The 13,276-nt window shown below is 71.6% G+C and carries 8 protein-coding genes; all 8 read right to left on the bottom strand.

Annotated features, from left to right (window positions below):
• Positions 1-99: 99 nt before the first annotated feature.
• The 8 genes from IPZ69_RS09100 to IPZ69_RS09135 all read right to left on the bottom strand — a co-directional run bounded on the left by IPZ69_RS09100 (position 100) and on the right by IPZ69_RS09135 (position 13,270).
• A complete protein-coding gene (locus tag IPZ69_RS09100; RefSeq protein ID WP_235453503.1) occupies positions 100-2,085 on the bottom strand; it encodes an alginate lyase family protein in 1,986 nt (661 codons plus the stop codon).
• The gene (locus tag IPZ69_RS09105) at positions 2,082-4,271 is read right to left on the bottom strand and encodes a bi-domain-containing oxidoreductase (RefSeq protein WP_235453504.1); all 2,190 of its coding nucleotides are present in this window, start codon (positions 4,269-4,271) and stop codon (positions 2,082-2,084) included. Before IPZ69_RS09105 ends, IPZ69_RS09100 begins: the two co-directional genes overlap by 4 nt.
• Positions 4,272-4,300: 29 nt before the next feature.
• Positions 4,301-6,235, bottom strand: a complete 1,935-nt coding sequence (asnB, locus tag IPZ69_RS09110) for an asparagine synthase (glutamine-hydrolyzing) (protein ID WP_235453505.1) — start codon at positions 6,233-6,235, stop codon at positions 4,301-4,303.
• Between the two features lie 3 nt (positions 6,236-6,238).
• Entirely contained in the window at positions 6,239-7,759 is a 1,521-nt protein-coding gene (locus IPZ69_RS09115) for a Wzz/FepE/Etk N-terminal domain-containing protein (protein WP_235453506.1), read from the bottom strand.
• Complete coding sequence (locus tag IPZ69_RS09120; protein WP_235453507.1) at positions 7,756-9,150, bottom strand: Wzz/FepE/Etk N-terminal domain-containing protein; 1,395 nt, start codon at positions 9,148-9,150, stop codon at positions 7,756-7,758. The genes IPZ69_RS09115 and IPZ69_RS09120 overlap by 4 nt, the downstream gene beginning before the upstream one ends.
• Complete coding sequence (locus IPZ69_RS09125) at positions 9,147-10,445, bottom strand: glycosyltransferase family 4 protein (protein WP_374293054.1); 1,299 nt, start codon at positions 10,443-10,445, stop codon at positions 9,147-9,149. Before IPZ69_RS09125 ends, IPZ69_RS09120 begins: the two co-directional genes overlap by 4 nt.
• Complete coding sequence (locus IPZ69_RS09130) at positions 10,402-11,718, bottom strand: nucleotide sugar dehydrogenase (RefSeq protein ID WP_235453509.1); 1,317 nt, start codon at positions 11,716-11,718, stop codon at positions 10,402-10,404. The genes IPZ69_RS09125 and IPZ69_RS09130 overlap by 44 nt, the downstream gene beginning before the upstream one ends.
• 73 nt (positions 11,719-11,791) lie before the next feature.
• Positions 11,792-13,270: a sugar transferase gene (locus IPZ69_RS09135; protein ID WP_235453516.1), complete on the bottom strand. Its 1,479-nt coding sequence runs from the start codon at positions 13,268-13,270 to the stop codon at positions 11,792-11,794.
• Between the last annotated feature and the right edge of the window lie 6 nt (positions 13,271-13,276).

Raw genomic sequence — 13,276 nt, forward strand, 5'->3', positions numbered from 1 at the left:
AGGGCGTGGGAGATACCCCCACTTGCCGCACCGGCCGAGAGCCCACGTACGCCCCCGCCGCGGGCGCTCCTTCCTCCACGGAGATCCATCAGACGCCCCCTAGCCGTGGAACCTGAGCACGGTGGTGAACCCCTCCGTGCCGTCGGCGAAGCCGGTGCCGACCAGTGTGGTGGCGGGTTCCTTGCGCCCGAAACCGGCGGAGTACCAGCCCAGCGGCGGGTCACTCTCGCCACGATGCGCCCGCCAGCTCAGTCGCCCGGGCAGGTCGAGCGCCGCGGAACGGTCCTCGCCGTCCCGGGTCCAGGTGAGCTGTGCCCGGTTCCCCACCAGGTCCGCGGAGATCGCCGGGCCGAGGTGGAACGCCAGCCGCACCGCCCGGCGCGGGCCGCGCACCTCGTCGACCACCGTCAGCTCCTGGCTCGCGGCCGTCAGCTCCACCCGGCGGCGGTGCACGGAGCCCTGGTAACCGTCGTGCTCGGCGCACCAGCGGGCCGTGACCCCGTCGGAGGCGCCGGAGGTGTCGGATGTGTCTGCGAACAGGACACGGCTGCGGGCATGCCGGGTCCACAGGAACGGTCCACCGGAGAGGGACTGGTCACCGCCGTCCAGTTGCAGGGTGTTGTGGCCGAGGGTCGACCGGAAGTACTGCCGCCACGCGGGCTGCCCGTGATAGCAGAACGTCCCCGGGTCGGCGAGCACGTCGACCCCGTCGTGCCGGACCTCCACGGACAGCGCGTCCGCGTGCGCATGCGCGGCGATGGACAGGAATCCGTGCGGGCCACCGTCGCAGCGGCACCAGATCTCTTGCGGACCGCGCAGGATCGTCATACCCGCGTCGGCGAAATGGGCCGGCCGGCTTGCCGGACGCGTCACGGCCGGGGCGTTTCCGATTTTCGAGTACGGCCGGATGAGCGCGGCCAGCAGCGGGGTGCGCACATCGGTGCCGGTCACCGTCGGCCACCAGGCGAGCCGACCGAACACGGCGTCCCCGGTGGCCAGCAGCGAGGCCCAGCGGTCGGTGCCCGCGCCGTCCACGACCAGACCGTGTCCGTCGTCCGCATCTCCCTGGCGCGGCGGCCGTAGCCGGCCGTCCACGACGGCCGCGAGCGCGTCGGTCATCCGCAGCAGCACCAGCCGGATCGACGCGGGGACCGGCACGTCGGCGGCATCGGCCTCGGCCACCGCGGCCAGGCCGAGCTCCAGCACCAGTCCGTGGTACTCGGTGGCCAGCTCGCGGTTGAGGCCGGAGTCGAAGGTGTTGCTGCGCAGCTGCCGCTCCAGCGACCGCAGCGCGTCGGCCCGCCAACGCGCCGAGGAGGGGAACCACCCGAACGCGCAGGCCGCGGCGAACTGCCCGGCGGCCTCGGCGATGACGTGGTTGTTCGCGGAGGACCCCCGGCTGGGGAAGGCGGCCAGCCAGCGCTGGTGGTGCCAGATCTGGTTCAGCGCCACCGGGTTGCCCTCGAACAGCCCGGCCACGCCCGGCCAGCCGTCGAGCAGCCGCCGGATCCACACCCAGGACAGCAGCCGGATCCCCAGCTCGATGCCGCTGGTCCAGTGCACTCCGCGCAGCGGCGCGTTGCCCGCCCACCACGACCGCAGGTGCTCGGCCACCCGCTCGGCGTACCGCACGTCTCCGGTGATCGCGTAGGCGGCGGCGAGCTGGGTGAGGTACTGATGCCGGGACAGCTCCCAGATCTGCTTGATGTCCCCGACCGCGTCCTCGTTCCGGTACGGCACGTCGAAGGCGTAGCCCCACGGAGCCCGGCGCCCGGTCTTCGGGTCGTACCACCAGTCCGGGTCGGCCAGGTCGTCGCGGTCCACCCCGAAGTACTCGGCGTGCCCGGCCATCAGCCGGTCCGCCTCGGCGATGAGACGTTTCGCGGCGGCCGGTGGCACCGCGGCGATCGTCCCTGCGGGCAGTACGGCGGTGAACCGGGCGCCGGTCACGCTCGGGCCGTCCGGCCGCGCCGACCGCCACCGCCGCCTGCGCACCGTGTCGCCGACCCGGCCGCCGACCTCCCGCGGCCCCATCCGGGACAGTCGCCGGATGTACCAGCCCGCACTCCCCGACTTCACGGTCATCGCGGCCCCGCCAACGTCACCGGCGCGCCGCCGGCCAGACCGGCCTGCACGGCGAAGGTGGCCGCCGTGGTGGCGACCAGGGACTCCAGCGGCACCGGCATCGGACCGCCGGTCCGCACGGCCTTGATGAACGCGGCCAGTTCGGCGGACTGGCCCTTGTCCCGCGCCTTGGGCAGCCGCGAACTGACCCACCGCTTACTGGAGTACACCGAGGCACGGACGAAGTCGTCGAGCCGCAGTACCTTGCCGTCCGCGACGAGGTCCAGCGTCTCCTTGGGGAAGCCGGGCGCGCCGGTGGTGACGTAGCTGATGGTGGCCGTGGACCCGTCCGGGTAGCGCAGCACGACCTGGAGGTCCTCGTTGCCGGACGTGGCGACCGCGTACACCGAGACCGGATCGGCCCCGAGCAGCCAGCTCGCCGTGTCGATGAAGTGTCCGCCCTCGCCGGCGAACCGCGAGCCCTCGGTGCCCTGTTGGAGGTACCAGCTGCCGTTCGCCAGTCGGCCCGCGTTGACCAGGTAGCGCAGGCTCGCCGGACCGGTCCGGGCGCCGAACCGCTTCCTGGCCTCCTGCAGCAGCGGCGCGAACCGGCGGTTGAAGCCCACCTGCAGCCGGTCGTTGCCGGACTCCTCCACCGCCGCGAGTACGCCGGCCAGTTCGTCCTCGGTGAGCGCCAACGGCTTCTCCACGAACACGGACTTGCCGGCCAGCAGAGCCTTCCGGGTCAGTTCGGCGTGCGAGCTGTGCCGGGTGACCACGAACACCGCGTCGATGGACGTGTCGCCGAGCACGGCGTCGAGATCCGTGGTCGCCTCGGTGAAGCCGAACTTCCGCTGCGCGTTGGCCGCGGACAGTGCCGTCGTGGTGACGACGGTCGACAGCTCGACGCCCTCGCGCTGCGCCAGGTGGGGCAGGAGCATCGACGTCGCGTAGTTGCCCGCGCCGACGAACGCCAGCCGTACCGGCGTCTTGGCGGCCCGGACCGAGGTGGGCACCGCGCCGCCGCGACGCACCGCGGGCACGGCCACCGCCGGGGCCTGGGCCTCGGCGCTGGCCTCGGCGGTTTCGGGGTACCGGAACAGCACGGCCACGGCCTTCAGGTCGCCGTCCTTCAGGCTCCGGTACGTCTCGACGGCGTCGTCGAAGTCGGCGATGTGGGAGACCAAGGGCTCCACGTCGACCCGGCCGCGGGCGACGAGGTCGAGGAAGCAGGCCAGGTTACGGCGCTCGGTCCAGCGCACGTAGCCGATCGGGTAGTCCCGTCCCTCCAGTTCGTACTCCGGGTCGTAGCGCCCGGGGCCGTAACTGCGGGAGAACCGGACGTCGAGTTCCTTCTCGTAGTACGCGTTCCACGGCAGGTCCAGGCGGCACTTGCCGATGTCGACGACCCGGCCGCGGTCCCGGCAGAGCCGGGCGGCCAGCTCGACGGGTTGGTTGCTGCCGCCGCCGGCGGCCAGGTACACCTGGTCCACGCCGTGACCGTCGGTGAGTTCGGCGACGGCGGTTTCCACGGCCGCGGACGCGGGATCGCCGCAGGCCGCGGCGCCCAGCCGCTCGGCCAGCTCGCAGCGCGCCGGGTCGGGGTCGACCCCGACGACGCGGACTCCCGAGGCGGTCAGCAGCTGCGCCACCAGCTGCCCGATCAGCCCGAGGCCGATGACCAGCGCCACTTCGCCGAGCCGTGGCTCACCTTGGCGGACGCCCTGCATGGCGATCGACCCGACGGTGCCGAAGGCCGCGTGCCGCGGCGCGAGGCCCTCCGGTACCCGGGCGTAGAGGTTCTTCGGCACCCAGTTCAGCTCGGCGTGCAACGCGTGCTCATTGCCGGCGCAGGCCACGAGGTCGCCGACCTTCACGTCGTCGATCCCGGTACCGACCTGCTCGACGACCCCGCACAGCGAGTAGCCCAGCGGCGTGTAGGAGTCCAGCTTGCCCATCACCTTGCGGTAGGTGGCGGGCACCCCGTTGGTGGCCACGCTCTGCATGACCTTGGCCACCTGGTCCGGCCGGGAGCGGGCCTTGCCCACCATCGACATGCCGGCCTCGGACACCTTCATGAGCTCGGTCCCGGTGGAGATCAGCGAGTAGGCGCTCCGGACCAGCACACCGCCCGGCTTGCACCCCGGCACCGGCACGTCGAGCAGTGCCAGTTCGCCGCTCTTGTAGTTCTGTACGACCTGCTTCACCCGAAGTCCCCTTGTTTCTACGCCGTCTTCTATGCCGCCGAGCGAGCGTTCTGGCCGGACCCGGAGGTCGCGTCGCGGTACCAGTACTCGAGGGTCAGCACATGCCACAGATGCTTGGAGAAGTCCCGCTGCCCGGCGGCGTCCTCGGCGACCATGCGCGCCAGGGCGTCGCGGCGCAGCAGCCCTGACCGCACGAGCACGCCGTCGTGCACCACCTCGCGCACCAGCGGTGCCAGATCCCGGCTCATCCAGGCGCGCAGCGGGGCGCTGAACAGGCCCTTCGGCCGATACACGATTTCCCGGGGCAGGATCGAGGTGGCCGCCTCCTTGAGGACGGCCTTGCCCTGCCGTCCGACGATCTTGCGATCGCCGGGCACGGCGAACGCCGCCTTGACCACCTCGACGTCCACGTACGGCACCCGCACCTCGGTCGAAGCGGCCATGCTCGACCGGTCGGTGTACGTGAGGTTCAGGCCCGGCAGGAACATCCGGGCGTCGCCCAGGCACATGCGGTTGACGAAGTCGTCGAGGTCGTTGTCCTGGTAGACGTCCGCATGCTCGGTCAGCACGTCCTCGACCGCCGGGGCCAGGTCCGGATCGACGAGGGCGAGCAGCTCGTCCTGGTCGTACATGGTGTAGCTGCGCCGGAACGCGGTCTCCTCCGGCAGGTCGGCGAAGGAGAGGAACCGCTTCGCGAAGCGCACCGACCGGTACCCCCGGCGGGCCGTGGCGACCGGCAGCCGGTCCACGGCCCTGGACATCCCGCGCCGCAGGGGCCGCGGGATGCGCTGGTAGCGCAGCGCGATCAGGTTGGCCAGGTGCTTGCGGTAGCCGGCGAACAGCTCGTCGGCACCCATCCCCGAGAGCATCACCTTGACCCCGGCCTCCCGGGCGGCCGAGCAGATCAGGAACGTGTTGATCGCGGCGGGGTCGCCGATCGGCTCGTCCAGGTGATACGTCATCTGCGGCAGCAGGTCGAGCACGTTCGGAGCGATCTCGATCTCATGCAGGTCGACGCCGAACCGCTCGGCCACCTGCCGGGCGTAGCGCAGGTCGTCCGGCATCGCCTCGAACCTGGCGTCCTCGGCGCGGAACCCGATCGTGTAGGCGGAGATCCCGGGTTGGTCGCGGGCCGCCAGCGCAGTCAGGTAGCTGGAGTCCAGCCCGCCGGAGAGGAAGGTCGCCACCGGCACGTCGGAGAGCAGGTGACGCCGGGTCGACTCCTCCACGATGGCGGCGACATCCGGCTGCTCGCCGCCCCGGGCCCGCTCGCGCGCCTCGGCGGCGACGTCCCGGAGGTTCCAGTACCGGCCGCGCTCCACCCGGCCGTCAGGCCGGTACCGGAGCCAGCTCCCCGGCGGGAGCTTCTCCGCTTCGCGGAACGCGCACCGTGAGTCCGGCACCCAGTAGTACAGCAGCGAGGCCACCAGCGCGGCGTGGTCCACCTGCAGCGACCCGCCGGTCACGGCGGCGAGTGCCTTGAGCTCGGAGGCGAACACCAGGCCCTCGCCGCGCCGGAGCAGGAACAGCGGCTTGATGCCGAGCTGGTCGCGGGCGAGCACCAGTTCACCGGTTCGCTCGTCGAAGATCCCGAACGCGAACATGCCGCGCAGCCGGGGCAGGCAGTCCGTGCCCCAGCGCCGCCAGGCCTCCAGCAGCACCTCGGTGTCGGAGGTACCGCGAAAGCGCACCCCGGCGGCCGACAACTCGGCGCGCAGCTCGGGGGCGTTGTACAGCTCGCCGTTGTACGTCAGGACCAGGCCGTCCGAGACCATGGGCTGGGCGCCGGTCCCGGACAGGTCGATGATGGCCAGCCGACGGTGCCCGAGGTGTACTTCGCCGTCGCCGACGGGGTGGCTGTAGCGGCCCGCCCCGTCCGGACCGCGGTGGGCGAGGGTCTCGGTGAGCCGGTCGGTCACGACCTTCCCGTCCGGCCATCGGTAAGTGCCTGCGATGCCACACATGTCCTACCGCGCCTCCTGGTCGCTGTCCGGGACCCGCGCCGCCCACATCGGCAGCCGCTCCGCCCCCCGCCGGCCCGTCCCCTTCTGTCGGGCCGGCCGCTCGTTCTGACCGCGCAGCGCGGTGTGCAGCCCGTCCCACAGCGTGCCGTCGGTCCGGTCACGCGGATCAGGGTCGATCAGCACCACACCGATCACCGGAATGCGCTGGTCCGCGAGCTGCCGCGCCACGGTGTGCAGCCATGCGGCGTTGCCGTGCCCGGCACGCACGACGAGCACTGTCTGAGTGCCGAGGTACTGGAGGTCGGTCCACGCGGTGCCGGGCGCCACCGAGCCGACGCCGAGCCGGCGCTCCTCATCCGACACGGCCGCGGCACGCTCGCCGCTGACCACGGTCGGGTCTCCTGACTTCGGGCTGCGCTTGGCGAGCTGCAGGCCGGGCAGACCGTCGATGACGACCACCGGCCCCTCCGCCGCCAGTGCCCTGGCGAGGTTCAGCGCGATCACGCTCGTGCTGCGCGCACAGCCCAGTTCGAGCAGCGACAACGGTTCCGCGGAGTCGCGCACGGTGCGGGCCAGGGACGCGGTGAGCCGTTCGCGGGCCGCCCGGATCCGTCGGCGCTGCCACAGCCTGCCCGACCGGCGGGGCAGCTCCGCGATGACCGAGGCGCCGAGGTTCGCCGCGATCTCCCGGCGCAGCACGGGGCGGTCCGCCACCACCGCGCCGACCGCGGCCAGCGCGAGCCCGAGGACGAGCCCGAGGACGAGCCCGATCGCGGCGTTGGTGGCGGCGGACTTGGGCAGGGAGTGCGGCACCGCGCGCGGGGCGTCCACGATCTGTGTGCCGGCGATGAGCTGGGGTGTGCCGATGCGCGCCTCCGCGGCGCGTTGGCTGAAGTCGGAGATCCGCGAGGTGAGCTCGGCCCGGCGGGCGAAGAGCGACTCCAGGTCCGCCGAAGCGTTCGGCCCGCTCGCCGACGATCCGTCACCGATGGTCTTGTTGACCTTGGCGAGTTCGCCCCGCAGCCGGTCACGCTGGTCGAGCAGGGCCTTGGCCTCGGCGCCCGCGGCTTGCTGAATCCGCTTCACGTGGTCCGTGACGAACGCATCGGCCAGCGCCTTGGCGCGGGCCATCGCATCCGCGTCGCTGTCACCCGTCACAGTGATCTGCAGCAGGTTGTTGGTCAAGCCGACGCCCGAGTATTCCCCCATGAAGTCCTCCGGTCTTTCCGGGGACTTGAGGGACCGCAGGGCCTCGTCGGCGATCTGCGTGGTCTGCAGCAGCGCGGCGTCGGTGCGGATCAACGTTCCGGGGTCGTTCGGCTGGTCCTCCTGATGCGCGACCAGCACCTTGGTCACCGCGGTCGGCGGCGGCGGCAGCAGCACCGCCATCGCCGCGCCGGCGAGCAGCCCCAGCAGCGCCATGGAGCACCAGAGGCGGCGCCGCCTGCGTACCGCCACCACCAGCGCCTGCAGGTCGAGCAGTGGAGCGGAGGTCGACGACTCCGAAGTCGTACTCGTCGTCACCCTGAACTTCCCTTCGCGTCGTCGCCAACCGCGAGCACCGGCATGGCGACATCGCGAGGACGGCCGGCAGCTCGCGCCGGACGGGACCGGACCAGGCCGGCGAGGACGATGCCGACGACCTCGTGCTTGGCGTCCGCACACGCCTCGGCGATGCCGGCGAGCTCCCCTGCGGTCCAGTTGCCCGCGCTCAGCACGACCAGGACGCCGGACTCCTTGTCCCGGTCCGGCACCAGCGGCTGGGACACCGAAACCTCCACCACCCGCAGCGTGGGGTTTCCCCTCGAAGAGCTTGCGGAAGGATCGCTCTCGGCCTCGGCGACGAGCTGTCCGGCGGCCCGGCGGGCGATCTCGTCGCCGTCCGGGACGACGACCAGCAGCCGCCGGGGGGCCGGCAGTTGGTCCCGGAGACGGGCGCACACCCGCCGATAGCGGATCTGCCTGTCGGCCTCGTCACCGGACGCCTGCGGGGTCGGCATGTCCCACCGGATGTCCGTACCCAGCAGGCGACGGATCCGGGCCCGCGGCCCACGGCCCTGCGGCCGGTGCGTGGGCCGTTCCCCGGGTACGTCGACGGTACCCAGCAGCGCCGAGCCCAGCGCCGCGGCAATCTCCGGTTGCGTGCGCAGTCGGCGACTCATCCGGGCCGCGGTGAGATGGCCGATGACCCCGAACAGGAAGAACAGCAGCGCCCCGGCCACGATGAGCTGCATCCTCGTCGGCGGTGCCTCGCCGGCCGGCCGGGCCGCCGGCCCCATGACGACCATGTTGGCCTTGTTGGCGGCAGGGTCGGCCTGGTCCAGCTTGTTGATGGCCTCCTGCAGCGAGGTGCGCAGCTTCTCCAGCTCGGTTCGGGCCTGCACGCTCTCCACCGTCTGACCCGGGTCGGCCGCGTCGGCCAGCTTGGTGATGCGGCGGCTGGTCTGCATCACCGTCTGCTGCAGTGCCTCGCGCTGCGCCGCCGCTTCGGGGTCGGAGTTGTCGTCCATGACCCGCGCGGCGAATGCGACGAACTGCTGGGCCACCTGGTCGGAGAGTTGTTGTGCGCGCTTCGGGGTGTCGGCCGTGCCCGAGATCTTGATGATGTTCCCGTCGGCGGCCGTGGCGCTCACCTGATCCCGCAGTTCGCTGCCGCTGACCCCGCTCCAGCCGAGCGTGGTGGCCGCGCGGTCGACCACCACCGAACTGGTCGCGATCTGTGCCTGAGTCAGCAGCTCGCGCTCCTCCCACGCTCCCGGCAGCAGTACCGATGCCGACGTCGTGTAACGCGGCGGGAACAGCAAAGAGGTGCCGTAGCCGAGGAGCGCACCCACCAGGGCGAGGGTGGTGAGGAGCCGCCAGCGGCGACGGATAATCCGCCCGATCGTGACCAGGCGTATCGTGTCATCGTTCAACGGCGCGGCCTCCGCCCTGCCCGGTTCGGGTGGCCGGCCGACACCGGGACGTGGTCACGGCAGGCAGCGGTGTAGGCGGCGAGCAGCGATCGCTGGGAGTTCCGCCAGGCGAGCGGCCCGCTGATCCGCTCCTGGCCGATCTTGCCCATCAGGGCCCGCTTCTCCGGGTCGTCCATCAGCAGCGAGATGAGCCGCGCGAACTCGGCCTCGTCGTTGGCGGGCGCGTAGACGGCGGCGTCACCGGCCGAGACTCGCGCCTCCCGGAGGTCGAACGAGACGACCGGCCGGCCCATCACCATGTACTCCAGGACCTTGTTCATGGTCGACACGTCGTTGAGCGGATTGTGCGGATCGGGGGAGAGGCACACGTCCGCGGTGGACAGGTAGCGCACCAGATCGGCGTCCGGAATGCGTCCGGTGAACTGCACCTGCTCCGAGAGCCCGAGCCGCCGGGACAGCTCCACCATCGCGTCGAAGGTGTCGCCCGCGCCGACGAACACCGCGTGCCAGTCGGTCCGTCCGAGTTCGTCGCGCAGCTTCGCGAGGGCCCGCAAGGCGTAGTCGACGCCGTCCTGTGGGCCCATGACGCCGAGGTAGCACAGCAGATGGGGCTTGCCGTGCTTCAGCTCCGGCTCGGGCGGTACGGGGTGGAACCGGTCGATGTCGGGTGCGCTGCGCACCACGAACACGTCCTCCGGCCGTCGGCCGCCCCGCCGTACCGCGACGTCCCGGTAGCTCTCGTTCGTGGCGAGCACGATGTCCGCGGCCCGGTAGGTCCGCCGTTCCAGCGCGCACACGGCGCGGTAGAGCAGATCCTCGCCGCGGCCGAACCGGGAGAGGTACAACTCGGGTACCAGGTCGTGCTGGTCGAAGACGAACCGCGCTCCGCGCCGCTTCATCCACAGTGCCGGCAGGAACAGCAGGTCTGGCGGGTTGCAGGCGTGCACCACGTCGACCGGGCCGACCTTCCGGGCCAGCCGGACCGTATGCCACAACGCCGATCCGTACTCCCGCAGGTAGCCGGCCGGCCCTCCGGTGGCCGCGCGCAACGGGTAGCGGTGGATCCGCACCCCGTCGATGACCGCCTCCGGCTCGGTGTCCCGCCTGCTCCCCTGCGGACAGATGACGTGCACCGTCCAGCCCGCGTCGCGCAGTGTCGTGCACTCCTGCCACACCCGCCGGTCGAACGGCACCGACAGGTTCTCCACCAGGATCAGCGCGCGCCGGCCCGGCCGGTCGCCGCTGGTCGTTTCACCAAGCAAGGCCCACGTACCCCGGTTCGGCCCGGCGCGCATCGGCGTCGGGAAGGCGGATGAGATCGATGATCACCGGGCCGTCACCGTGGGGCAGCGCCGACAGCACGGCCGGATCCCTGGTCCCGACCAGGCACACCTCGGCGTGCTCGAGCACCTCGTCGACGGAATCCGCGAGCAACTGCGCGAGGTGCGGCAGCCGGGTCTCGATGTACTCGCGGTTCGCGCCGAGCAGCCGGGAGAGGCTCACGTTGGCGTCGTGGATCCGCAGGTCGTACCCCTTGCCGAAGAGCCGCTCCGCCAGCTCGACGAGCGGGCTCTCGCGGAGGTCGTCGGTGCCGGGTTTGAAGGACAGCCCGAACAGGCCCACCCGGCGCTTGCCGGTGCGCTCGACCAACTCCACCGCACGCTGCAGATGGTCGGAGTTGGAGGGCAGCACATGGGAGAGGATGGGTACCGAGACGTCGGCCCGCTGCGCCGCGTGGACCAGGCTGCGCAGGTCCTTGGGCAGGCAGGAGCCACCGAAGGCGAAGCCGGGCCGCAGGTAGGCGGGGCTGATGTTCAGCTTGCGGTCGGCCAGGAACACGTCCATCACCTGGTGCGAGTCCACCCCGAGGGCCTGGCACACCGCGCCCAGCTCGTTCGCGAAACCGATCTTGAGGCCGTGGAACGCGTTGTCCGCGTACTTGATCGCCTCGGCCGTCGGGACCGGCACCCGGAACACCTCGCCGGGCAGGTCCTCGTACAGAGCCGCCACCACATCGCCGCTCGCCGCGTCGAGTTCGCCGATGACGGTCTTCGGCGGGTCGAAGAAGTCCCGCACGCTCGTGCCCTCGCGCAGGAACTCCGGGTTGACCGCGACCCCGATGTCCACACCGGCCGTGCCGCCGACGTACTTCTCCAGGATCGGCACCAGCAGGTTCAGGCAGGTGCCCGGGAGCATGGTGCTGCGGAACACGACGGTGTGCCGCCCGCCCCGCTCGGCCAGCGCGGCGCCGATCTCCTCGGTGACCCGCTCCAAGTACGTGGTGCACAGGCTGCCGTTGGGCTCCGACGGCGTGCCCACGCAGACCAGCGACACCTCGCTGTCCATGATCGCCTCGCGGACGTCACGGGTGGCGCGTAGCGCTCCGGTCCGCACGACCTCGGCGATGAGCTCGCCGATCCCCTCCTCGACCACCGGGGCCTTGCCGTCGTTGACCAGGTCGACCTTCACCTGGTTCACGTCGACGCCGACGACCTCGTGCCCCATGCTGGCCAGGCACGCGGCCGACACGCAGCCCACGTAGCCGAGCCCGAAAACGCTGACCCTCATGACCCGTTCCTCCCCCCAGGCAGGCCGTTTTGGCCTGCGGTCCGCGCGCCGACCGGACGACGCCCCCCGCGCATCAGTAGGCCCCCTGCCCGTAGAGCACCGCGCGCAGCGTCTTCCACAAGATCACTGTGTCCAGTGCGAGCGACCAGTCCTCCACGTACCGCAGGTCCAGCCGGACCGCCTCCTCCCACGACAGGTCGCTGCGTCCGCTGATCTGCCACAGGCCGGTGAGTCCGGGCTTGACCAGCAGTCGCCGCCGGATGTCCGGGCCGTACGCGGCGGACTCCTCCGGCAGCGGAGGCCGCGGACCGACGAGCGACATCGATCCGGTGAGTACGTTGACAAGCTGCGGGAGTTCGTCGATCGAGTACCGGCGCAGCACTGATCCCACACGGGTCACCCGCGGATCCCGGCGGAGCTTGAACAGCGGTCCGGCGCCCTCGTTGAGGCCGGCCAGCTCGGCACGTGCCCTGTCAGCCCCGGCGACCATGGTGCGGAACTTGTAGATGGTGAACTCGCGGCCGCCCTTGCCGACCCTGCGCTGGCGGTAGAACACCCCACCCCGGCTGTCCATCAGGACGAGCAGCCCGACGAACACCATCAGCGGCGCGAACAGCAGCAGCAGGATCGCCGCGCCCAGCCGGTCGACGACCACCTTGACCGCCCGGCGGCCCCCGGTGAAGGTCGGCATGCTGACCCGCAGCAGCGGGATCCCGAGCACCGCGTCGACGTGCAGCCGCGGGCCGGCCACCTCCATCAGCACGGGGGCCACGACCATCTCGGCGTCGCTGCCTTCGAGGTTCCAGGCCAGCCGCTGCAGACGGTCCGGTGACCAGTGCGGGTCCGGTGTGACCGCGACGACACGGTAGCCGTCGCGGTGGACGTGGCCCGCGACGTCCGCCAGTCGGCCGACGACCGGCACTCCGTCCAGGAGGTCACCGTCGAGTCCGAAGCCGTCCGTCGTGCACACCGCATCCACCCGCCAACCGAGGTGCGGGAACTTGCGGGTACGGGTGATCAGGTCGCTCACGGTGTCCGGGCTGCCGGCCGCGAGCACCGGTCTCAGACAGCGACCTTCCTTGCGCTGCTTGTGCAGCCCGAGGCGCAGCAGATACCGCACGGTCATGGTGACGAGCGCGATCGCGGGGATCGCGACGAAGATCCAGAGCTTGATGTTGCGCGAGGTGAGAGCGATCCCACCGAGCGCCAGTACGACGGTCGCCGCGAACAGCGAGCGTCCGAGCCGACGGAATTCCTCGGCGCCCTGGCCGAGCACGGCCGGAGCCCACGCGCGGCTCACCGCGAGCGCGCCCAGCACCAGCAGCTCGGTGCCGAACGCGAGAATTCCCCACTTCTCATGCCAGTTGGCCGCGTCCCGGGCCCCGAAGAAGTTGCCGATCGCCGCCACCACGCAGGCGGTGGCCACGGTATCGCTGGTGATCACGGTACGGCGGTACCGCTGCTCCCATTCGATCGCGGGCTGTCCCAATGCCCCGTTCGCCAGACGCCCGCGCGCCGACGGAAACGGGCTGACTAGTCCCCCTTGCCGCACAGAACC

Source organism: Streptomyces olivochromogenes (assembly GCF_021538895.1).
Taxonomy (GTDB): Bacteria; Actinomycetota; Actinomycetes; order Streptomycetales; family Streptomycetaceae; genus Streptomyces; species Streptomyces olivochromogenes_A.

What these genes read in the sequence shown, in the direction of transcription:
- IPZ69_RS09100 (WP_235453503.1), bottom strand. Translation starts at nt 2,085, where the DNA reads ATGACCGTGAAGTCGGGGAGTGCGGGCTGGTACATCCGGCGACTGTCC.
- asnB (WP_235453505.1), bottom strand. Translation starts at nt 6,235, where the DNA reads ATGTGTGGCATCGCAGGCACTTACCGATGGCCGGACGGGAAGGTCGTG.
- IPZ69_RS09125 (WP_374293054.1), bottom strand. Translation starts at nt 10,445, where the DNA reads ATGCGCGCCGGGCCGAACCGGGGTACGTGGGCCTTGCTTGGTGAAACG.
- IPZ69_RS09130 (WP_235453509.1), bottom strand. Translation starts at nt 11,718, where the DNA reads ATGAGGGTCAGCGTTTTCGGGCTCGGCTACGTGGGCTGCGTGTCGGCC.